The sequence below is a fragment of the Rhodococcus oxybenzonivorans genome, assembly GCF_003130705.1.
Taxonomy (GTDB): domain Bacteria; phylum Actinomycetota; class Actinomycetes; order Mycobacteriales; family Mycobacteriaceae; genus Rhodococcus_F; species Rhodococcus_F oxybenzonivorans.
On the sequence record NZ_CP021356.1, the window covers coordinates 78,174 to 99,800 of the forward strand.

Genomic DNA, 21,627 nt, shown 5'->3' on the forward strand with positions numbered 1-21,627 from the left:
CTGATGCAGCCCAGTTTGTTCGAGCCGCCAAGGCCAGCTCTGCGGCCATGATGTCGCGCAGGGTTCTCTTCATCGCCCCCACCAATGCGTTTCGGGCCGTCGAACTCGAAGTGGTCCTGGCGGGCGGCGAACGTGAAGCCGTGTCAGGGTTCAGCAGGAAGCGCTCCAGCACCTCAACACTGTCCGCGTCGGTCGGCGTGGGCCACGAAGAGGGGGATCGCCACGAAGCCGCGATCACGGCGGGCTCGGCGAGTCTGGTCACTGATCCAGTCCTCGGCTTGCGTAGCCGTGATCGCCCCGGCGGCAGCCGCAGCGTGGGCGATGTCGGTGAGCATCGGCAGCAGCGTCTGGTCGGTGAACACACCGGTGTGGACTTCGACCCGGGGATCTCCGAAGCCGGTGTCGAGCAGGAGGTTGCGGTAGCGGCGAGCCGCCCGCGGCGCCGCGACGGTGTCGGCGCGTGCATGGACGATAGTTCGCGTGAGTGCGGGATGGTCGGAGTCGATGAAGAACCCGTCCCAGTCCTGGCCGATCAGGACGATCCGTCCTCCCGGGGCCAGCACCCGGTGCGCCTCGGTCAGCGCCGCGGTGGGATCGGCGATGTCGTGAAAGACCTTCTCGGCCCGGTATCCGTGCACCGAGTGGTCCGCGAGCGGAAGTGAGGCCGCGTCGGCTTGCTCGAACCGGCCCCGTGGCCACCGCCGGCCGGCGATGGTGATCATCTGCTCATCCAGATCGATCCCCAACGCATCCCATCCCTGCTCGGCCAGCTCGGCGACGGCGCGGCCGGCGCCGCAGCCCACGTCGACAATCACCGCTCCAGGTGGGGCGGCCAGTAGTTCGATCGATCGTGCCCGTAATGCCGCGGCACCGGGGTAATTGTCGATGACGTCGAGCAGGGCGACGAGGGCCTCGGTATCGGTGGCAGTGTTGGTGGTTGACATGACAGCCAGGATGCGACTTCATGTTGACATGAAGTCAAGCGAGGGCAGCCGCTCCTGGAGCATCGGTGAGGTCGCCGAGCGGTTCGGGATCGCCACGCACGTACTGCGCCACTGGGAATCGGTGGGATTGCTGCATCCATCGAGAGAAGGTGGCTCGCGCCGCCGATACGAGAAGCCGGATGTGTACGCGGTGGCGATGATCCTGCGCGCGAAGGAGGCCGGTTTCGGTCTCGACGACATCCGGGAGATGTTCGACACCGACGACCCGGTCCGGCGCACAGCCATTCTCGGGCGACACCGCAATGCGCTGGCGGTGCGGATCGCCCAGGCGCAGGCCTCGCTCGCCCTGATCGACTGTGGGCTCGACTGCGATCACGACGACATCGCGTCCTGTCCGCACTTTCACGCCGCGATCGAAGCCCGGATCGGCGCGCTCGCGCCGTGGTAACGGCGTGAGCGTGCCGGTTCGCTGGCCGACCGGCGACGTGATTCGTGCATCGTCGAGCCCGCTGTGGTGGGGCGTGAGTCAGGCGGGGCAGGCGACCGTGACGCTATTCGACGGGCGGAGTCGATGCGATCAACTCAGATTCCCAGCGGTCCCGGACGCCGCCGAACGTCCACACCAGGATGGAGACGAGCCAGGTGAGGACGAACAGTGCCACGATGATGAAGCCCATCGCGCCCAGGTCGAGGTTGCCGATCGTTCCCAGGATCCCATCAGTGATGTCGAGTTTGTCGGTGAAAATCGAGAGGATTTCCTGCGCCCCGATCAGCAACGCGATGGCCACCGATAATCCTGTGACCACGAGGTTGTAGTAGATCTTGCGGGCGGGTCGGGCGAAGGCCCAGCCATAGGCGAAATTCATGAACCAGCCGTCGACGGAGTCGAACAGTGACATGCCCGCACAGAAAAGGACGGGCAAAACGAGGACCGCGTACCAGGGCAGCGAGGTGGCTGCGGCTCCGCCGGCAATAACCAGCAGTCCGACCTCGGTGACGGTGTCGAAACCCAACCCGAACAGCGCGCCCACGGGATACATGTGCCAGGGCTTGCGCACCATCTTCACGACCGGCCCCAAGACTTTGTTCAGACCGCCGCGGTTGTCGAGTTTGCTTTCGAGCTGTGCCTCGTTGAAGGAGCCGCGTTTGCATTGTTGGAGGACGCGGTAGATGCCTATCAGGGAAACCAGATTGAGCAGGCCGATGAGCAGCAAGAACATTCCTGAAACGGTGGTGCCGAACAGGCCCGTCCACCGTTGCAGATCGGAGTGGTCATTCGACAGGCTGGTGGCGAGTTGCCGGATACCCAGTGACAGCAGGGCAACCAGGACGAACACGACGCTCGAGTGCCCGAGAGAGAACCAAAAGCCGACGGACAGCGGCTTTTTGCCGTCGGCGAGGAGTTTTCGGGTGGTGTTGTCGATGGCCGCAATGTGATCCGCGTCGAATGCGTGGCGCATCCCGAGTGTGTAGGCGGTGACGCCCAACCCGATTCCGAAGACGCTGCCCTGGACCGTGTAGTGGCCGGGGACCACGAACACCATCAGCACTCCCCAGCCGATCAGGTTGAGCACGGCAACGGTGAGCGCCATCCCGAGGGTGCTGCGGCGCTGTCCGTGATCGAGCTGACGCCACATCCTGATCGGTATCATCCGGGCCGGCCGGGCTGTCTCCGACATGGTGGCCTCGCAATGCTCGAACACCGGAAATCACGCCGAATCGATCGTATACCTGCTCACCTGTTCAGATATACAGGTATTGGCACAAAAACACCTCGCGAACAGAACCTGCGCAGGTGACCCCGACGCGAACAAATCGAACCAAGAATCGAACATTTGTCAGCGCACAGCTGCCCACCTTCGACGTCATGGCTCGACCACCTACCGCGGTGCGGGAATCGCCGGGAATCCGCTGACGTATTTCGGGTCGATCGGTGGTAGTCGCGTGGGCCCGAAGTTGTTCGCGATCGGCATCATTGCCTTGAACCAGGTTCGCGCTGGTTCGGTGCCGCCGAACAGGTTGCCGTCTGCGCACGAGCGCAGTGGACTGGTGCAGATCTCGCGGGGAGTCGGTGAGTCGCCGAAGACGTAGACGCTGCCTGCTAGGTTGTTGGTGAAGCCGACGAAGCCGGAAGACATATTCGACTCGGTGGTTCCCGTCTTCCCCGACACGGGCAACGTCCAGCCCGCGCTGTTCGCGGCGGCAGCCGCGGTTCCGCCAGGTTTGTCGTCCTTGCTCAGCGCATTGGCAAGGGTGTCCGCGAGGCCCGGCTCCACGACCTGTTCGCATGCCTGTTGCGTGATGGGCACAGGATTTCCCTGCCGGTCGACGATCGAGTCGATCGGAGTCGGTGGGCACCACCTGCCGTGCGATGCCAGCGTGGCGGCCACGTTGGATAGCTCGAGCGGGTTGATCCAGTTCGGTCCCAGCGTAAAGGAACCCAGGTTCTGGTCTTTTTGCATGTCGGCCATGCTCGGGTCGCCGAATCCTGAGGTGCTCGGCTGGGTGTACGAGCGCATCCCCAGACGCACCGCCATGTCGACGGTTGGGGTGACGCCGGTTGCCTCGATGAGTTTGACGAAGGCGGTGTTCGGTGATTGTGCAAGCGCATCTGTCACCGATAGGGATGCCGGGTAGGGGGCCGCGTTCTGTACGCAGTACGTGGCGGGAGGGCAGCCGGGGGCCCCGCCGTCGCCCATTCCTCTGGCGTTGTACCGGGCGGGTACGTCGAGAATGGTGTTGATGCCGAGTCCCTTTTCCATGGCGGCGGCGGTGGTGAAGATCTTGAAGATCGATCCGGCGCCGTGACCGGCGAGGGAGTAAGGCTGAGGCTGTACGGTCTCAGCGGCATCGACGTCGAGGCCGTAGTTGCGGCTGCTTGCCATTGCGAGAATGCGGTGCTGATCCTGTCCTGGCTGGACGACATTCATTACGCTCGCAACGTCCTTCAGTTTGGGGTCGGCGTAGGAAACGACCGACGACTTCACCGAGTTCTGCACTGTCGGGTCCAAGGTTGTCTTGATCAGGTAGCCGCCCTTGTCGAGCTGTTCTTTGGGTAGGCCGGCGTTCTCGAGGTATCGGAGGGCGTAGTCGCAGAAGAATCCGCGGTCACCGGCAGCGATACATCCGCGGGGCAAAGCGTTTGGCTCCGGGAGAATTGTGAGCGGGGTCTGCTTCGTTGCTCGGATCTCGTCGGCGCGCTCCGGGATGTTCGTGATCAACGTGTCGAGCACGACGTTTCTGCGTGCGAGGACTCCCTCAGGGTTGGTGTATGGGTTGAGCGCCGAGCTGGATTGCACCATTCCGGCGAGCATCGCCGATTGAGCCAAGTTCAGGTCCTTCGCGTCGATGTCGAAGTAGGTACGTGCTGCGTCCTGAATGCCGAAGGCGCCGTTGCCGAATGGCACCAGGTTCAGATAGCGGGTGAGAATCTCGTCCTTCGTCAGCTGCTTGTCGAGCGACAGTGCCATCCGGATCTCACGGACCTTACGGCCCGGTGTGGTTTCAATCGCGGCGCGGCGTTCGGCATCCGTCTTGGCTACTACGTGCAGCAAATAGTTCTTCACGTACTGCTGGTTGATCGTTGAGGCGCCTTGTTCGACTTGCCCGCTGGTGGTGTTCGTGAGGAATGCTCGCATCGTGCCCTGCCAGTCCACGCCCTGGTGCTCGGCGAACCGTTTGTCTTCGATCGAGACGATTGCCAGCTTCATCTCGTTCGAAATCTGGTCGCTGGGGACCTCGAACCGTCGCTGTTCGTACAACCATGCAATCGGGTTGCCCGCAACATCGGTCATCGTCGTCACGGCAGGCACGACGCCCTCGACAAGTTCGGCAGCCGTGTTGTCGACAGTGTCCGTCGCACGGTTGGATAGGTAGCCGAATCCGCCAGCCAGGGGGAACATCACCCCGGCGAGTAGAATACCCCCGAAGAGTGAGCATCCTGCAAGTTTCAGCACAGTGTTGGAAATCGACACGTTACAACCTCACTTGAAGTGGCCCTGGCAGATACCAAGTGCAGGTGGGCAGTTGGACGGTTCAAGCGCCTGTTCGGATGGGCGATGTGCCTACTTGCCCGAGATAGGGCAGCAGACTCGAGTGGTAACGCTCGTACCCGGACATCGCCGCACATGGCCCGCGCTGCTGCTCGGGTGCAGTGCGTTCTCTTTCTTGGGTACAGCTGGATCAGGATCGAGGCAGAAGCACGCAAGTTCTCCTGATGTGAGCTCACACCCTGGAGGACCTGGATTCACGCCGAGGGCGACGTTGCGACCGGGTCAGTGTCGGCCTGTCACATCCTCAACACACACGTGCTGCACAATACGGGCATCAGAGGCCTCAGCGATGTCGATATCCCGGTCCCAGTCCGGGTTCGGAACCGCGGCCGACTATTGCCGTCACGGCGCGACGACGACCTCTTTGCACCGCAGTTCAGCAACAAACCCAGCGTCCCGGCGAGCACCGCTAGGCACACCTGGAGAGGGAGGGCACCCGCCGGCAGGTGCTGGTGTTTCTCGTCGGAGGTTGACGACCGGTCGGCGACTTCACTTATGTCAGCGGTTGCCGTGTCGTGAATGAGGACCGGGATCGCGATATGCGCATCCGCGGCCGACGGGGCGGCGGAATGTCCCACCTGCTGGGTCAGCAGCATTCCTGCAATTGCAGCCAGAACCGTGATGCCGAGCATCAGATGACGCCACGGCAAGGACGCGCGAACACCACTCACTTCCCCAAGGTAACACCGCCCATCGGGTGGCTGCCGGGTCTTCCGGCCCATATCATCGAACCTCTCCCCCGTACTTCACGCCTGTGCCGCACTGCGACACGGCAGGACGAAAGCCGATACGGCCTGCGTAAGCAGTCATGAACAGCAGGTGGCCTCGGGGGTGTAGTCGTAGCGAGTGGTCACTTTCATCAACTCAGACTCATCAAGGTGGTTGTCTATGAGGGACACGTGCGCCGATCCACTTGGTTTGATTACCATAGGGGGGTATGGTAAATCTTTACGCGGGTCACAGAGACCTCACATCGCCAAAGCGAAGAAGGAATTCCATGAGCACCTCCACCGTCACCGTCACCGGGATGACCTGCGGCCACTGCGTCTCCTCGGTCCGCGAACAGATCGGCAATATCGACGGCGTCACAGCCGTAGACGTCGACCTCACCAGCGGGCGGGTCACCATCAACAGCCACGAACCCCTCGAGCGAAGCGCCATCCAGAATGCCGTCGAAGAAGCCGGCTACCAGCTGGCCGAGTAGTCGGCCACCTCCTACAGGGAGTTCATCCCCCATGAAGGCATCCCACAAGTTCCTCGGATTCATCGTCGGCCTCGTCGCAGTCTTCGCCGTCACGCTCGGTGGCGGAGCGCTCGTCGGCCCCACGGGCAGTGCACCGACAGCCACCCAAACCAACAACGTCGGATCCGAATCTGGCACCGCGCCCCAGCCGATGCCCACCGGGCACGGACACTGACGAACACCACCACCGGAGAGGAGGAACGATGAATCCCGTCACCCAGCACCCGACCGCCGACGGCCAGGTCGAGCTCGAAATTGGTGGCATGACCTGCGCCTCGTGCGCGAACCGGATCGAGAAGAAGCTCAACAAACTCGACGGCGTCACCGCCACGGTGAACTACGCCACCGAGAAGGCCCGCGTCAACTACGTCGGTGCTGTGTCGACCGAGGATCTCGTGGCCACCGTCGAGCAGGCCGGTTACACCGCCAAGGTCCCGGCGCCGCCCGCCGCCGATACCGCGGCCGCACTGCGTCAACGCCTGCTCGTGTCCTTGGTGCTCAGCGTGCCGGTGATCGCGATGGCCATGGTTCCGGCGCTGCAGTTCACCCACTGGCAGTGGCTCTCGCTCACCCTCGCCGCCCCGGTGGTGGTGTGGGGGGCGTGGCCGTTCCACAAGGCCGCCTTCACCAACCTGCGGCACGGCACCTCCACGATGGACACCCTCATCTCGATGGGCACCCTCGCCGCCCTCGGCTGGTCGCTGTATGCACTGTTCTGGGGCACCGCCGGAATGCCCGGCATGACCCACCCGTTCGAGCTGACCATCTCCCGCTCCGACGGGGCCGGCAACATCTACCTCGAGGCCGCCGCCGGGGTCACCACATTCATCCTCGCCGGCCGCTACTTCGAGGCCCGCTCCAAGCGGCGCGCCGGTGCCGCCCTGCGGGCCCTGCTCGAACTCGGCGCCAAAGAGGTCTCGGTGCTGCGCGGCGGTGTCGAGCAGCGCATCCCGGTCGATCAACTGGCCGTCGGTGACGAGTTCGTCGTCCGCCCCGGGGAGAAGATCGCCACCGACGGTGTCGTCACCGACGGCTCTTCCGCGGTGGATGCGTCGATGCTGACCGGCGAATCCGTGCCCGTCGAGGTCGGACCCGACGACCAAGTCGTGGGCGCCACCGTCAACGTCGGCGGCCGGATCACCGTGCGCGCCACCCGCATCGGGTCCGACACCCAGCTCGCGCAGATGGCGAAACTCGTCGAAGACGCCCAGACCGGTAAGGCGCAGGCGCAACGGTTGGCCGACAAGATCTCCGGGATCTTCGTCCCGATCGTCATCGCCCTGTCCGTCGCCACGCTGGGTTTCTGGATCGGCACCGGCGGCGGCCTCGCGGCCGCGTTCACCGCCGCCGTCGCCGTGCTGATCATCGCCTGCCCCTGCGCCCTCGGCCTGGCCACCCCGACCGCACTGATGGTCGGCACCGGCCGCGGCGCCCAGCTCGGCATCCTGATCAAGGGGCGTGCACGCCCCACCCCGCGCCTCCTGGATGCGTTGCCTGCGGTTATCCGGTGAGGGACCGGAATCGGCGCAGTCGCAGGCTGTTGCTGACCACGAACACCGACGAGAACGCCATCACCGCACCGGCGAGCATCGGGTTGAGCAGCCCGGCCGCGGCCAGGGGGAGCGCGGCGACGTTGTAGGCGAAGGCCCAGAACAGGTTGCCCTTGATGGTGCCCAACGTCCTGCGGGCCAACCGGATCGCATCCGCGGCGGCGCGGAGGTCCCCGCGCACCAGCGTCAGGTCACTGGCCTCGATCGCGACGTCGGTGCCGGTGCCCATCGCCAGACCGAGGTCGGCCTGCGCCAGGGCGGCTGCGTCGTTGACACCGTCGCCGACCATCGCGACGACCTTGCCCTGATCCTGCAGCCGTTTGACGACGTCCACCTTGTCGGCGGGCAGCACTTCGGCGATCACCTCGTCGATACCGACCTGGTCGGCGATCGCGCGGGCGGCGGCGGTGTTGTCGCCTCCCACCCCGCGCCGATCAACCCGAATCCGGTCCCGAAAGGACAAGACCATGGCAACGGTGACAACGACCTTGGTGCGCATAGCCCGGCATCCCGGGACCCGGGCGGCGGTCCGGTGCGCGGTGATGTGCGCCGCATCGGCGATCGGCCGCCGGTCCGAGGGCCCACACCCCGCCCCGGATACCCCGGGCGGGCATAATCGGGGGTGCTCGGCATGACACTCGGATTCCAGGAGGACACCATGGCCACCACTCCCGCGGCCACCCAGGCACCTGCCGAGACCGACCGCCATGACCATGCCGCGCACGGCTACATCACCGAAAAAGACGCCTACCTCAAGCGCCTCAAGCGCATCGAAGGCCAGGCCCGCGGACTGCAGCGGATGGTCGAGGAAGACAAGTACTGCATCGACATCCTCACCCAGGTCTCCGCGATGACCAAGGCCTTGCAGGCCGTGGCCATGGGACTGCTCGAAGACCACATCAGTCATTGCGTCGTCGACGCCGCCGTTGCCGGCGGTCCCGAAGCCGACGCGAAGATCAAAGAGGCCACCGACGCGATCGCCCGGCTCGTCCGCTCCTGAAAACCCGCTACACAGCCCGGCTCGAGGATCAGTAGTCGTCGTCCACCCCGGCGTTCTCGTCGGAGATCTCGACGAGGCGGCGTAGGCAATGCATCCGCAACGGTTCCGGAAACCCTTCCGCGAGGAGGTAATAGACGGTGCGGCCCGCCTTGCGGCGGGTGACCATACCGGCGGTGCGCAGGATCCGCAGGGCGTACCCGACGGCGTCCTCCCCAAGGTCGAGAGTCAGGGCGATATCGCCCACACACAGTTCCTCGGCCAGGTCGAGGGCGTAGATCACCCGAGTCCGGGTGGGGTCGGCGAGCAGACTCAAAATGCTGCTCAACCGGGCGGCGTCGTCACGGCTGAGCAACCGCTCACGGGCATGCGCACCCGCTCCGGATCGACCGGGTGCGCTACGACTTGGCCCATGCACCCATCCTCGCTGACGGTTTACCCGTACGATTTTACGGGTATAGGCTCGCCCTGAGTCGTCGTTTGGAGGCAGCCGCCGTAGGCGTGTCCTTCCACGGAAAGGGAAGAACCATGAGCACGACCGCATCCATGCTCGACACCTATCCCGAGGATCTCGGCCAGATCGACAAAGCAAAGCTGGTGATCTGCATCGAATCGTGCGTCGAGTGCGCGCAGGCCTGCACGGCGTGCGCCGACGCGTGCCTGAGTGAGCAGTCCGTGACGGACCTGACCACCTGCATTCACACCGACCTCAACTGCGCCGACATCTGCGAGACCACCGGCCAGGTGCTCTCGCGCCACACACCGGCTACGACGCGAATCTGTCCTGCATTGTCCTCGAAGCATGTGCCGCAGCGTGCAAGTCGTGCGGAGATGAGTGCGCAGCGCATGCATCGATGCACGAACACTGCAAGGTCTGTGCCGGTGCGTGTCAGCGATGCGAGATGCCGCGAGCTGTTCGCAGCGCTCGATTAGCCCCATCGCCGCACCGAAACGCGACAACGCACCGGCAAGGTCTTTCCGCTCGCCCCGCAGCCGTGGCAGTTGGCGATCATGGCCAGGGCTCTTTTGTATGGACCGTTGACCGCTCACCGACGTAGAACAGGAACCTCTCGATGAAGAAATCTCTCGCTATCAGTGCCGCATCTGCTGCCGTGCTGCTCGCCTTGACCGCCTGTGGAAGCTCGGACACAGATCAAGCAACCGACACCACTGCAGCAAGCGCCACCATGACATCGGCTTCCGCCGAGGCGGGCACCGGTGAGCACAATGATGCGGATGTGGCCTTTGCTCAGGGAATGATTCCGCACCACACGCAGGCTATCGAGATGAGCGACACACTCCTTGCGAAGGAAGGCATCGATCCACGCGTCACTGCTCTGGCCGAACAAATAAAGTCGGCACAGACTCCGGAGATCGAGCAACTCAACGCTTGGCTCGCCGAATGGGGCCAATCAGCTTCCTCCACGCCGATGAGCAGCGGCATGGACATGCCCGGCATGTCGACCCCGATGAGCACCGGCATGAGTATGCCCGACATGGAAGGGATGATGTCGCCGGAAGATATGCAGGCACTCGCCAATGCTCAGGGCGTCGACGCAGCCCGACTGTTCCTGACGCAGATGATCGAACATCACCGCGGAGCGATCGCGATGGCGCAGACCGAGGTTGACACCGGCCAGTACCCAGCCGCAGTTCAAATGGCGCAGAACATCATTGACACCCAGCAGAAGGAGATCACCACCATGGAGGAGCTGCTGTCCTCGCTGTAACACCGAGCGCTACTCACCGGATCAACTCTCAGCGCCTTCCCCGCATCCGTGGATCGGGAGGGCGGTGGGAGTCCACCGGCTCCATCACTTGCGATCCGATGTGCATGGGCCTGACACCTCATTGGACACAGCGTCAGGTCCCTAGGCTGTCGACCACGCTGGCCTCACCCACTTGTCGAACCGACGGCCTGAATCCATCCCTCATCACGTCGAAACCGCATTCCACGCGCACCTTCTGCCGACAGGACCTTCGGTGGCCTACAACTTGTATATGTCCTTGAAACGCACTGGGGCTTCTGCATCTCTGGAGAAAACGGGAACTTTGCTCGATGAGCAATATAGGACTCCGTCGGACTATGGTCCCCGTACTCACCCTTGTATCCCTGGTCCTTGCCGGATGCTCGTCGCCATCCGAGGAGCATCCCCAAGCAGCCAACTCGAACGGCCCAAGCGTGAAATTGAATCCCGAGATCAACCATCTGCATGGGCTTCACATCAATGCCGATGGGACAGTGCTGGCCGGTGCACATACCGGACTCTTCGCCATCGAACCCTCGGGCAGTACGTCGCGTGTCGGTAACACCGATGACGACCTGATGGGGATGACGGGGGTTCCGGGAACGAACACTGTCCTGCCTTCCGGGCATCCTGGGCGCTCGAGTGACGCTCCGAATCCGTTGGGGTTGATGGAAAGCACCGACGGAGGGCAGAATTGGACAACGAAATCGTTGATCGGAGAGGTGGACTTTCATGTCTTGACCTCTAAGGGCGCGGGATCATCGTGGGCTTCGACGGCACCACCGGTTTGCTGGCGTCCACCGATAGTGGAAACAGCTGGACAGCAGGAGCGTCTTTGCCCACGGCCTCACTGGCCATCACCGATGCCGGAGTATGGGCAGTGACAACAAGCGGTTTACAACTCAGCACCGACGCAGCCCGCACGTTCTCGGTCGTTCCCGCCGCTCCCCCGCTCTCTGTGGTGTCCGCGGGCACGGACGGAGCCCTGTGGGGCGTAGACGTGGACGGCAACCCCTGGCGCAGCCGAGGAGGTCGTACTTGGCAAATGCATTCCTCCATCGGCCCCGTCGACGCGTTGACAGCCTCGAACTACGACAACGCCTACGCTGCCACTGACCAATCTCTCTACGCACTGCGCTGAACGTTCCGTGAAGGATGACGAAAGTCGGGTACACGCTGCGTAGATATTCGCTGATTGCGATCGTCCGACGTCGACTCGAACACGCCAAGAAGGTAACCGGCGGTCGCAGTGCAGAGACGGTCTATGGGAGCCACGAGCGCGTATTACGGGAAACCGTCATCGCCCGACACACGGCCATGTGATGGCCGCGCACCAAGGCCCTCGGGGAAGGAACTCACTCTCTACGTTGCTGCACGGACGGGTACGACTGATTTCTGCAGGTCTCACTGGAGTGGGTGTCACCGGAGACTGGTTGATAGTCCCGCCGTCTGAGCCACGTCGACTCGAGGTAATGGAAGATTCCGCCATTCTGCTGACCACGATCACATTGAATGATGACTGCGAGCGGGCAGCGCGGCAGTCCGAGTCGTGGATTGATCCTCATTCGACACCCTGGCTGGCGGACACGAACGGAATCTTCACTACTATGGGAATTAGTAGTAAGCACACACGCGCACCAAGAAGGGAACCTACACTGAACAAGCTCGACGCCGCGGCCTGTCCAGTACGAGCGGTGGCGGCTACTCGTTTGGGCAGCGGCCCATCGGCCCCACGGCGCCGCCATTGGATAGACAGAGTCGGCCCGGCGCCGTCCACGTGACTGCGGGCGCAGGCGACCACCGTCGAATCTGGGCGTGTGCAGGTCGGGAGAGTTGAGCTCAGCGGCCATCTTCTATGAGTGGGAGGAATGATGCATGGACTGGGTGAACTCGAAGGGGTCGTCATGGACGCGCTCTGGCGCTCCGACGAGCCCCTACGGGTACGCGACGTTCTCGAGGGCCTCACTGGCCGTGAACCCGCATACACGACGATCCAGACGGTGATGGACAATCTGCACCGCAAGGGATGGGTCGAGCGCGAACGGCAAGGCCGAGCATTTTCGTACCGTGCTACTCGCAGCCGCGAGCAGGCCACAGCAGCTGCAGTGCGTGAGTTGTTGGCCACCAGCGGCGACCCCGCCGGCGTACTGATGCACTTCGCCAAAGGCAGTTCCGAGCAAGAATCAGAAATCCTGGCCAGAGGGCTGCGAGAGCGAACCGCGCGATGATCGTGGCGACGCTGTGGATGCTCGGCGGCCTCCTGCTCGCGATGCTTTCACCTCGCATCCTCACAACGATGATCTGTCGATTCGTCAACCCCACCGTTATTTTGGCGACTTGGACCGCGATCGTAGTCGGCACCTTCGTCAACCTGACCGTCCCCGCTGTGGTACTGCTGCTACCGAATCATGGGGGGGTATCCGCGCTGTTCCACCTGGCTCAACAATGCTGGCTCGCCCTCCACGATGGCGCCTCGAATGGCGTCGAAACGCTTGTCGGGGCCGTTGCTGCAATTGCGATCACAGCGATGACAGCCGGAATCCTCATTTCCTGGCTAAGGATGGCCCGCGAGCGTCGCCATACCCATGACAAGCATCTGGGAATCGTGCATATCCTCGAGGGCACGCTCCAGGTTCATGACCACACGCTGTGGGTGCCCCTCGAACAGCCTCTGGCCTACAGCATCGCGGGACGGCCCTCTCTCATCGTGGCGAGTACGGGTTTGCGCTCACACCTTCGCAGCGAGTCCGTCGCTGCAGTGTTGGCGCACGAACGTGCACATCTACGCGGTCGGCACCACCTGTTCGTCAGATTGGCTGAATCCGTGGCCCTGGTACTGCCGTGGTTGGCGATTATGCGAGCGTCCCCTGTATTGGTCCGTACCCTGGTTGAACTCGCCGCCGACGCAAGTGCCGCACGCACCCATGGCAGGAGTGCTGTCCACGACGCGTTGCGGACCCTGCGGCCCCATGCGGTTCCAAGTCCCGCACTGGCGATGGCGACCGACACCGATTGCACTGCAGTCAGATTGCATGCGTTGGCCACCGACCGCAATCACCAGCCGGGGGTAAGGCGATCCTTCGCCGCGTACGTCACCGCAATGGCACTGCCAGTTCTGCCAGGAGTGCTCTTCCTCTGCGTAATGACACTGACTTCTTGTCTTGCCGTCGCGTAGTCGTTCCCTACGTGCTGCGCACCCCGGACACATCGACGGTGTTAGCCTGCAAGCCTCACCATCCGGGAATACTGGACTCGTACATATTCGACCGTCTAATCACCCCTTCAAACCGCCGACACCCAAGGCTGCCCGTCGGTGCCTGATGCGCTGGGGTAGGACCGACCAGGTCCCACCCAGCACCGTTGGTCAGTTTCGCGGCAGCAGCGATTGCATCGTCTGAATCTCTTCCTGCTGTGTTGTGACAATAGACTTTGCCAGCTGCTTGGCCTCAGGGTTGGATCCGTCCGACAGTTCGGTCTGCGCCATGTCGACCGCGCCGGTGTGATGTTCAATCATCATCTTCAACCAAGCGGCGTCGAAGTCGGCGCCGTTCTTGGTGGCCAATGAGTCCATATCTTCTTGCGACATCATCCCATTCATGGTGCCGTGATCCATCCCGTTGACGTTGGATGCGGGGTCCGGCTTTCCCCAGTCCTGAAGGAGAGAGCTGATCTGTTCCATCTCGGGAGCTTGTGCGGTGTCGATCGCCCTCGCCAGCTCAGCGATCTGGACGTTCTCGGTGCGTCCTTGGACCAGCTTGGCCATTTCCACTGCTTGGGCATGATGGGAATACATCGATTGCATGAACATAACGTCCGCGTCGTTGAACTCCGCCGCAGTATCAGCGGACGCGGACATCGACATATCACCGCCAGACATCTGACTCATGTCGTGGCCGCCCCCGCCGCAGCCCGCAAGACCGAGTGCACCAGCAGTCGCGGCGACAGAGGCGATGATCTTAACAGTGTTTGACCACATATTGATTTGCTCCTTGAATTGACGGGTGTACGTGTTGTGAGAGACATGGCATGCCTCGGCAGGGATCTCACCGTGGTGAGTCACCTGTCACACCCGTAGTACCGACAATTCGGAGAGCGTCAGAGTAGTCCACGGAGGCGCCCGGCAACTCGCGCCGCCGAGCGAAAACAGCGACTGTGGCGACGTCGAGGGGTATGCCGTGCTCCACTGGGGCCTGAAGAGCAGTATTGCTGCGATCACTGCGATCACGGCCAGACAGATATGCATTCCGTTATGCTCGCCGCCGCACGGGTGATCACATGTCGCGGCAATCGACGGCATCGCCGTGACAGTACGCATGCTGTTGACATGGTGGTCTGGGGCGTCGCCGGTTCCTGCGACCGCGGTCTGCGCGTGAGTCTCGGCGGGCGGCGACAGCAGCAATGCGTGCATCAAGAGGACGCCGAAGAGGAGAGCCACAGCGGTCGCACTTGTCGTGCGCGCTGCGCGACCGTCGACGTGTCCTGGGCGTGCACGACGGCAACAATAGCGTGGCTCGAGCGACGAACTCGAACCGTCGTCACCTGAGCCGTAGTGCGCTTGCCACACTCCTGGTTTGTCCAACGAGGGGATCGAGCCGAAGCGTGGTGATCGGCGTGGCCGTACTCGCCGCAGCCTTCCTACCGTTGATGTTGGTACGGACCTCCCAGAAGATGGGCACCGCAATTGCCGAGAGTGCGCTACTGGCATCTGCTGCATTATTGGCCTTGGGCACCGCGGCGATCTTCCCCCCTTTGAGATGGACACCGTCGTCGCGCTCGCCGGCGGCGGGCTGGTCGCGACCCACTATGGGTTCTACAGCACGGTCGTCGGCGTCGGGATTCTCCTCGGCAATCTGGGGACTGGTGTGGTCTTCGGGATCATGCGCGATGCGGGTTGCCGATCCTTGCATGGGTGCCCCTCACAGCGTTGGGTGCGGGATGCGTCGCGGCGCTCCATCCCCTCCAGCGATCGGGGCAACTCGATCCCTCTTCGAGGTATCCCGATGGACCTCGAGGCGGCCACGACCTCCCGTTAGGCCGGCCTGGCGTGGACCTCGATCCCTAACTACTATGTTGCTTAGTAGTTAGGGATCGGCGTCCGTCACTGACGCCATTGCCAGAAATTGGGTGGAGCACGTTGGGTAAGAAGCCACACAAGAACCGATCCAAGCGGAACGCACGGGCGGCTCACGTCAAGCAACGGCGCAACCCCGCGACCCATGCCACAAAGGAGCCATCGACTCCCTCATTCGAACTCCAGCCGACCCTCGCAATCGGTCAGAGGTTCTCGACAAGCCCTGTTCAGCCGGCCTTTGCACCGAACCCACTGATCCGCACGCAACCGGGACATACGCAGACGGCACCGTCTTCGACACGCGCTCGTCCAACTGCTCAGGCCACAGATATCAATCCCGCAAAACAACGGGCGCTCCGAGAAGATCCCGACTCTCCTCCCCCATCCCCCGGCCCGGGTAGCTGTTCGGAGGCGACCGCGGACATTGAGCCTGGTTTGGCCGCCACGTACTGGTCCGACGGGGCAACCACACGGCCACCTGGTGATCTGCATGTCCGGTTTTCAGGTATCCGCACCGACGTTGCCGGCCCACTAGGGGACGGCGATCGGTTCGAACGCGTCGCACGGGTGGAGAACCTCACCCATGATAGCGGAAGGCTTTCTGTCACTACGAAAGTCAAAGGGATCAACTCCGGCGCATGGCGAATCAAGGCCGTTCCCTTCGATCCTATGCTCCCGTCGAAGGCCACAGGCGATCCACAGACGATCGTCACCAATACACGCCTGGCTGCCTTGGCTCAAGGGCCCGGAGTCCGGCTGTGGACGTGGCCGACCCTGATCAGTGTGGGTGTTGTCCTTGCCCTCGTCCTGCAGTCAGTTTTGCTCTCGCGGGTACACGCCAACGCTGTGGCGGCAACAGGGGTGTCCCTACTCGCGTGCGCCTTGGGTTACCTCGGGGCCAAAGCCTGGTATCTGATTCTCCACCGACAACACCCGCGAAAATTCGCAACCGCCGGGGCCTGCATCCAAGGATTTCTGGTAGTCACTCTCGGCGTCCTCGTACTCGGTGGTTTCGTATTGGGTATGAACGTCGGCACGTTGCTCGACGTGACCACCCCCGGCCTGTTTCTCGCGATGGCGGTCGGCCGACCCGGTTGCTTCCTCGGAGGCTGCTGCGCCGGAAGTCCCACCACCTCCAAATGGGGCCTGTGGTCGTCCAACCGAACCGTCGGAATTCGCCGCGCACCCGTCCAATTGCTCGAAGCTGCCGCAGCACTTCTCATCGGTGTGATCACGCTGACGCTGGTACTGACAGTCGACGCCGTCGCAGGAGCCATCTTCGTAGCGGCCGCGGCCGCTTACACATTTGTTCGGCAGCTGCTGTTCCCCCTTCGAGCCGATCCCCATACCCGCCTCGGGCGTCGCCTGACTATCGCGATCTCCCTCGCGATCCTCGTAGTAGACGCAGGTGTTCTCACCCTGACAACCTAGAGAGGAGTCCCAGACCCGAGGGGGAATCGGTCCGCACAGTCGGCGGGCCGCAGAAGGAGCAGACCAATGCCCGCGAGCGTGCCCGATCGGCCGAACCCCCAGATGAACGCCCCTCTTTGCGGCCCCCCTCCCGCGCACCGGTTCGGCACTCCCGACCAGTCTGAATCCGCTGTTCTGCTCATACGCCGACTGAGCCCGGAGGATCTGCCCGAATCCGCACGGGCACATCGTGAGTTGCTGCCGCAGGGCCTATTTCCCGCACTGGGAGATCGGTTTCTCCGTCAGTGGCACGCATGCGTCCTCAACGAATCCCACGCGATCGCGCTCGTCGTCGAGGACGTAAGCGGCCCCGACCATCGGATCGTCGGATTCCTGCTCGGAGCCACCGATCAATCCGCGCATATCAACGGGATCTTGATGCATCGCCGTGCGCTGGGCAAGCTGATCGGTGTCGGTGTCCTTGCCCTGATCCGGAGACCGAAGATCGCGATCCGCTTCGCGCGTACACGAGCAGGGCCCTGGACGCGTCGCCTGCTCCGGTCGGTCCCGACACCACGGGCAACCGCCCAGGAGCATGTTCCGGCGAACCGGACCGCCGTTCTGTCCGCCGTCGCCCTCTATCCGGAGGTGCGCGGAACGGGAACAGGCACTGCCCTCGTCGAACGATTCCTCGTGGAATCACGGGCGGCCGGAGCCGAGACCGCGACCCTGGTCACCAAGAGGACGGCCGAAGCAGCAGCACGATTCTACGAACGACTCGGATGGCACGCTGTACAGGAGGGCGCGACCCGCGACGGCGCTCCCCTCCGCGTATACCGCATTCCCCTCAACGAGACAGTCCACCACCGCAAGGAGACCGGTCCGAGTTCCGGCCGGCAGGAGGGACTGGGTTCTGAGACCTACCCCCCGTGATCGACGCGCGAGAAGGGAAGAGGGGTGCCGGCCGCACCGGAAATGAGCAGTCGGCCGGCACATCGCAGTCTCCCGAATCGAGGCCACCCAGCCCGCCCCCATTACGTCGAAACAAGGGATTCGCGTGTGACACATCGCAGAAGGGCTCTACCTGTGCCGTCAATCGCACCGGAGGCTATCCAAGGGTTGTGCCGTGAGCGCTGGGCGAGTTCCGTCGCCCAGCGAGCACACTCGGCTGTTTGTTCATTTCGGCTACCGTGGCGTCGTGACTTCCACCGTCGACGTCTTGGCCTACATTCCGAGCCCACCCCAGGGGGTGTGGACAGTCGGCCCGGTGCCGGTGCGGGCCTATGCACTGTTCATCATCATCGGCATCGTCGTCGCCGTGGTCTGGGGCGACCGGCGGTGGACCGACCGCGGCGGCGAGAAGGGCACCGTCCTCGATATTGCGGTCTGGGCAGTTCCCTTCGGTCTGATCGGTGGCCGGCTCTACCACGTGGCCACCGATTGGAGCACCTACTTCCGCGAGGACGGGGACCCCGTCGACGCTTTGAAGATCTGGCAGGGTGGCCTCGGCATCTGGGGCGCCGTGCTGCTCGGCGGTGTCGGCGCCTGGATCGGCTGCCGGGTACGTGGAATACCGCTGCCCGCGCTCGGGGACGCGGTCGCTCCAGCCATCCTGCTTGCCCAAGCCATCGGCCGAATCGGCAACTACTTCAACCAGGAGCTCTACGGCCGGGAAACTACTCTCCCCTGGGGGCTGAAGATCTTCCAGCGGATCGACGCGTCCGGCAAGCTCGACACGCTGACCGGAACCTCCACCGGTGTGGTGGAGCGAATCGTACACCCCACCTTCTTGTACGAGCTGACCTGGAATCTGATCATCGTCGTCCTGCTGGTCTGGGTGGACCGACGACACCGAATCGGCCACGGCCGACTGTTCGCCCTCTACGTCGCCGGATACAGCGCGGGCCGGTTCTTCGTGGAACTCCTACGCGACGACTACGCCACCCACATCGCGGGCATCCGGATCAACTCATACACTTCCGCGATCGTCTTCACCGGCGCGGTGATCTACTTCCTCGCCGCCAAGAGAGGGTGCGAGACACCAGAAGAGCTGCAGCCCAGGAATCAACGCGATGAGACGGACGACGGGGCGGCCGACAAGGGGACGCCCACCTGAGCCGTCTCCAACCGTCATCAGCTAGGGCCCGAACACACTCGTGCGCAAGAAGTGGCTACAAGACTACATCGCGCCGATCCCGTCCCGTGCATGCGGCGGATGCGACCCAAGCCACCCCAACCGCAACACACTGACCGCAATCCGTGACAGCGGATTTGAGTCGGGCCACAATGCGTTGGCGACGGGGAGATCCTCCTCTGAAATGTTTGCCAATGTGCCGCAGGGTCGCGAAGCGATCGAGTAGCCGACTTTCCAAGAGCCAGTTACAAGATCCCAGAGCATAGACCTTGGCAGCGGAGGCTGCCGTGGTCTATCGTTCGATCCGTTAGGACGACGGTGTCTCGGAAGTCCGGTGCAATCCCGGCACGGTCGCGCCACTGTGTGTCGTGCAACTCTTTTGTTGCCGGCGAGTCAGACCCTGCGCTGTCGTCTTGTGCTCCAACCCAGCGGGACGCGTGTTCCCGAGGAGGTCTCACCACCAATGACTTATCCGGTAGCTACCCCATTGTCTCCGTCGACGCGAGCGCCCATCCCGATCCGGGAACTCCTGCCGTGGGCAGTGTTCTTTGGCGTCCTCATGCTCGTGCTTCTGCACTTCGTCGGCACCGAGCAGGGCGCGTTGACTGTGTTCTCGGGAGAGTCCGTGCACGAATGGGTGCACGACGGCAGGCATCTCCTCGGCTTTCCCTGCCACTGAGCCGGGCCGCGCAGATGAACTCCAGCACTGTCAGATTACTGCTCGTCCGCGGAATGCTGGCGGGTGCCCTCTCAGGGATGCTCGCCTTCGGTCTGGGCTATCTCGTCGGCGAGAAGCCGTTGCGGGCCGCCCTCGCCTTCGAGGCAACCCATTCCGCCGAGCCCGCGACGGAAGTGGTGAGCCGTTCGATGCAGGAGACCGCGGGGCTCGCCACCGGCGTGCTTGTCTTCGGTGCCGCTCTGGGTGGGATCGCTGCCCTGGCATTTTGTTTCGCGCTGGGTCGCATCGGCCGCTTCGGGCCGCGCGCCACGGCGGCGCTGATCGCGCTGGGCGGATTCGTCACGGTATTCCTGGTGCCGTTCCTCAAGTACCCCGCGAACCCCCCTGCCGTCAGCGATCCGGACACACTCGACCAGCGCACTATCCTGTATGTTCTGATGGTCGCGCTCAGCGTGCTGCTAGGAATCGTCGCGGTGCTGATCGGGCGATCCATTGGCCCACGACTGGGTAACTGGAATGCCACGGTGCTCGCCTCGATCACCTTCGTTGCGGCAGCGGCTCTGGCGTTAGCGTTCGTCCCCGCAGTCAACGAGATGCCCGAATCCTTCCCCGCTGGCGTGGTGTGGCAATTCCGCCTCTCCGCCGCGGGGATGCAGACCGTATTGTGGGCAGCCTTCGCCGTCATCTTCGGCTACCTCGCCGAATCGGTGCTCCAGGCACAGACTCTGGTATCTCAGCGGACGATGGAACAGCCCCCGTGTAGCTGAATGGACGCATGGTCTCGACGCGTGCGGGCTGACGTCCCACCTCAATTGAGTCCGGCGTATGAGTGCAGACCGGAGACGACCATATTGATGATGAAGAGGTTGAACAGCATGGCGACAAACCCCGTGATGTTGATCCATGCCGCTCGGGTATCGCGCCAACCCGATGTGGCGCGAGCATGCAGGTAGGCGGCATATACCACCCAGGCGATGAACGACACAGTTTCTTTGGGATCCCAGCCCCAGAACCTGCCCCACGCTGCTTCCGCCCAGATGGCTCCGAGGATGACGCCAGAACCGAACAGTGGAAAAGCGAAGATCGTTGTCCGGTAGGCGAGCTGATCGAGGACTCGGGAATCGGGTAGCTGTCGGACAAACCGTATCAAGGCGCCCGATTCCTCTGAGCTGTCGGAGTAACTGACTCTCAATAGAAACAGAATGCTCGCCACTCCGGAAATCAGGAAGACGCCGCTGCCAATCGAGACGATCGACACGTGGATCGGCAGCCAGTACGACTGCAGCGCCGGTACGACTGGTGCGGCATCGGCATAGAGCACGGTGCCCGCGACGAACAATAGAATCAGTATCGGGATGAGGGCGAATACCCACAGGGTGCGCAGACTTGCCCGACGCAGCACGATCAATCCCGCGAGGACGGCAGCAGCGCAGGTGAGAGTGACGAATTCGTACATATTGCCCCACGGCACCCGGGCGGTGGCGAGGCCTCGCAGGACAATCGATGCGAGATGAGCCGAAAGCCCCACCACGACCATGCTCATACCCATACGGCCGAGCCGATCCGAGCGTGAGCGACGGGGCGGCTCGACTAGCCGACCGGGTCTGTCCGCAGTTGTTGTCACGACAGGTGTCCCGGCGCGGACAAGGGTGGGAGTGCGCTCGAGTGCGTCGAGTGCTCGTGTTCGTAGGGACGCGAACTCAGCGCTCAGGAGGATCAGCGCGAACGCATAGATCACGACGGCGGTGGCGAAACTGAAATCGCTGTAACGGGCCAGGTTGTCGTCAATCGGCATAGGT

Annotated in this window: 21 protein-coding genes and 4 pseudogenes; 17 read left to right on the forward strand and 8 right to left on the reverse strand. The window is 63.2% G+C overall.

Annotated elements, in window-relative coordinates:
* Positions 1 to 173: 173 nt before the first annotated feature.
* Entirely contained in the window at positions 174 to 944 is a 771-nt protein-coding gene (locus tag CBI38_RS35990) for a methyltransferase domain-containing protein (RefSeq protein ID WP_109336195.1), read from the reverse strand.
* A 28-nt stretch (positions 945 to 972) separates the two neighbouring features.
* On the opposite strand from CBI38_RS35990, the gene CBI38_RS35995 reads away from it, so the two are divergent.
* Positions 973 to 1,392, forward strand: a complete 420-nt coding sequence (locus CBI38_RS35995; RefSeq protein ID WP_109336196.1) for a helix-turn-helix domain-containing protein — start codon at positions 973 to 975, stop codon at positions 1,390 to 1,392.
* 103 nt (positions 1,393 to 1,495) lie between these two features.
* Here CBI38_RS35995 and nicT read toward each other — a convergent pair whose 3' ends face one another.
* Entirely contained in the window at positions 1,496 to 2,623 is a 1,128-nt protein-coding gene (gene nicT / locus CBI38_RS36000; RefSeq protein ID WP_418328376.1) for a Nickel transporter NicT, read from the reverse strand.
* A gap of 201 nt (positions 2,624 to 2,824) precedes the next feature.
* Positions 2,825 to 4,900: a transglycosylase domain-containing protein gene (locus tag CBI38_RS36005; RefSeq protein WP_109336197.1), complete on the reverse strand. Its 2,076-nt coding sequence runs from the start codon at positions 4,898 to 4,900 to the stop codon at positions 2,825 to 2,827.
* 1,093 nt (positions 4,901 to 5,993) lie between these two features.
* Between CBI38_RS36005 and CBI38_RS36015 the strand changes: the two genes are divergently transcribed.
* From CBI38_RS36015 to CBI38_RS36025, 3 genes and pseudogenes are all read left to right on the forward strand, one after another.
* Complete coding sequence (locus CBI38_RS36015) at positions 5,994 to 6,200, forward strand: heavy-metal-associated domain-containing protein (RefSeq protein WP_109336199.1); 207 nt, start codon at positions 5,994 to 5,996, stop codon at positions 6,198 to 6,200.
* A gap of 31 nt (positions 6,201 to 6,231) precedes the next feature.
* Complete coding sequence (locus CBI38_RS36020; RefSeq protein WP_109336200.1) at positions 6,232 to 6,414, forward strand: hypothetical protein; 183 nt, start codon at positions 6,232 to 6,234, stop codon at positions 6,412 to 6,414.
* A 28-nt stretch (positions 6,415 to 6,442) separates the two neighbouring features.
* Positions 6,443 to 7,696 (forward strand): annotated as a pseudogene (locus CBI38_RS36025) (heavy metal translocating P-type ATPase); the annotation flags it as partial.
* Positions 7,697 to 7,739: 43 nt separating this feature from the next.
* On the opposite strand, the pseudogene CBI38_RS36030 reads toward CBI38_RS36025, so the two are convergent.
* Positions 7,740 to 8,207 (reverse strand): annotated as a pseudogene (locus CBI38_RS36030) (HAD-IC family P-type ATPase); the annotation flags it as partial.
* Between the two features lie 240 nt (positions 8,208 to 8,447).
* Here CBI38_RS36030 and CBI38_RS36035 point away from each other — a divergent pair.
* Positions 8,448 to 8,789, forward strand: coding sequence for a metal-sensitive transcriptional regulator (locus tag CBI38_RS36035; RefSeq protein WP_109336362.1), 342 nt, complete (start codon positions 8,448 to 8,450; stop codon positions 8,787 to 8,789).
* A gap of 28 nt (positions 8,790 to 8,817) precedes the next feature.
* On the opposite strand, the gene CBI38_RS36040 is transcribed toward CBI38_RS36035, so the two are convergent.
* The gene (locus CBI38_RS36040) at positions 8,818 to 9,204 is read right to left on the reverse strand and encodes an ArsR/SmtB family transcription factor (protein WP_230990472.1); all 387 of its coding nucleotides are present in this window, start codon (positions 9,202 to 9,204) and stop codon (positions 8,818 to 8,820) included.
* Positions 9,205 to 9,332: 128 nt separating this feature from the next.
* Here CBI38_RS36040 and CBI38_RS36045 point away from each other — a divergent pair.
* The 6 genes and pseudogenes from CBI38_RS36045 to CBI38_RS36065 form a co-directional block, all read left to right on the forward strand.
* Positions 9,333 to 9,638 (forward strand): annotated as a pseudogene (locus tag CBI38_RS36045) (four-helix bundle copper-binding protein); the annotation flags it as partial.
* Complete coding sequence (locus tag CBI38_RS41010; RefSeq protein WP_472515508.1) at positions 9,575 to 9,844, forward strand: four-helix bundle copper-binding protein; 270 nt, start codon at positions 9,575 to 9,577, stop codon at positions 9,842 to 9,844. The pseudogene CBI38_RS36045 and the gene CBI38_RS41010, both read left to right, overlap by 64 nt.
* Positions 9,845 to 9,859: 15 nt before the next feature.
* On the forward strand, positions 9,860 to 10,516 hold the full coding sequence (locus tag CBI38_RS36050) for a DUF305 domain-containing protein (protein ID WP_109336201.1): 657 nt from the start codon (positions 9,860 to 9,862) through the stop codon (positions 10,514 to 10,516).
* Between the two features lie 781 nt (positions 10,517 to 11,297).
* Complete coding sequence (locus CBI38_RS40465) at positions 11,298 to 11,675, forward strand: WD40/YVTN/BNR-like repeat-containing protein (protein WP_335743656.1); 378 nt, start codon at positions 11,298 to 11,300, stop codon at positions 11,673 to 11,675.
* A 730-nt stretch (positions 11,676 to 12,405) separates the two neighbouring features.
* Complete coding sequence (locus tag CBI38_RS36060; RefSeq protein ID WP_109336202.1) at positions 12,406 to 12,762, forward strand: BlaI/MecI/CopY family transcriptional regulator; 357 nt, start codon at positions 12,406 to 12,408, stop codon at positions 12,760 to 12,762.
* Positions 12,759 to 13,709: a M56 family metallopeptidase gene (locus CBI38_RS36065; RefSeq protein WP_109336203.1), complete on the forward strand. Its 951-nt coding sequence runs from the start codon at positions 12,759 to 12,761 to the stop codon at positions 13,707 to 13,709. The genes CBI38_RS36060 and CBI38_RS36065 overlap by 4 nt, the downstream gene beginning before the upstream one ends.
* 189 nt (positions 13,710 to 13,898) lie before the next feature.
* Here the strand turns inward: CBI38_RS36065 and CBI38_RS36070 are convergent, their stop codons facing one another.
* Both CBI38_RS36070 and CBI38_RS40895 read right to left on the reverse strand, forming a co-directional pair.
* Positions 13,899 to 14,510: a DUF305 domain-containing protein gene (locus CBI38_RS36070; protein ID WP_109336204.1), complete on the reverse strand. Its 612-nt coding sequence runs from the start codon at positions 14,508 to 14,510 to the stop codon at positions 13,899 to 13,901.
* Positions 14,511 to 14,597: 87 nt separating this feature from the next.
* Complete coding sequence (locus CBI38_RS40895; protein ID WP_418328378.1) at positions 14,598 to 15,239, reverse strand: DUF6153 family protein; 642 nt, start codon at positions 15,237 to 15,239, stop codon at positions 14,598 to 14,600.
* On the opposite strand from CBI38_RS40895, the pseudogene CBI38_RS39910 reads away from it, so the two are divergent.
* The 6 genes and pseudogenes from CBI38_RS39910 to CBI38_RS36105 all read left to right on the forward strand — a co-directional run.
* Positions 15,125 to 15,596: pseudogene (locus CBI38_RS39910) on the forward strand (MFS transporter); the annotation flags it as partial. The gene CBI38_RS40895 and the pseudogene CBI38_RS39910 overlap by 115 nt on opposite strands.
* Positions 15,597 to 16,274: 678 nt before the next feature.
* Complete coding sequence (locus CBI38_RS36085; RefSeq protein ID WP_109336207.1) at positions 16,275 to 17,036, forward strand: prolipoprotein diacylglyceryl transferase family protein; 762 nt, start codon at positions 16,275 to 16,277, stop codon at positions 17,034 to 17,036.
* A 66-nt stretch (positions 17,037 to 17,102) separates the two neighbouring features.
* On the forward strand, positions 17,103 to 17,948 hold the full coding sequence (locus tag CBI38_RS36090) for a GNAT family N-acetyltransferase (protein WP_109336208.1): 846 nt from the start codon (positions 17,103 to 17,105) through the stop codon (positions 17,946 to 17,948).
* A gap of 265 nt (positions 17,949 to 18,213) precedes the next feature.
* Positions 18,214 to 19,131, forward strand: coding sequence for a prolipoprotein diacylglyceryl transferase (gene lgt, locus CBI38_RS36095; RefSeq protein ID WP_109336209.1), 918 nt, complete (start codon positions 18,214 to 18,216; stop codon positions 19,129 to 19,131).
* A gap of 481 nt (positions 19,132 to 19,612) precedes the next feature.
* Complete coding sequence (locus CBI38_RS36100) at positions 19,613 to 19,828, forward strand: CbtB domain-containing protein (RefSeq protein ID WP_109336210.1); 216 nt, start codon at positions 19,613 to 19,615, stop codon at positions 19,826 to 19,828.
* Positions 19,829 to 19,842: 14 nt separating this feature from the next.
* On the forward strand, positions 19,843 to 20,595 hold the full coding sequence (locus tag CBI38_RS36105) for a CbtA family protein (protein WP_109336211.1): 753 nt from the start codon (positions 19,843 to 19,845) through the stop codon (positions 20,593 to 20,595).
* Between the two features lie 41 nt (positions 20,596 to 20,636).
* On the opposite strand, the gene ccsB is transcribed toward CBI38_RS36105, so the two are convergent.
* Entirely contained in the window at positions 20,637 to 21,623 is a 987-nt protein-coding gene (ccsB, locus tag CBI38_RS36110) for a c-type cytochrome biogenesis protein CcsB (protein WP_109336212.1), read from the reverse strand.
* Between the last annotated feature and the right edge of the window lie 4 nt (positions 21,624 to 21,627).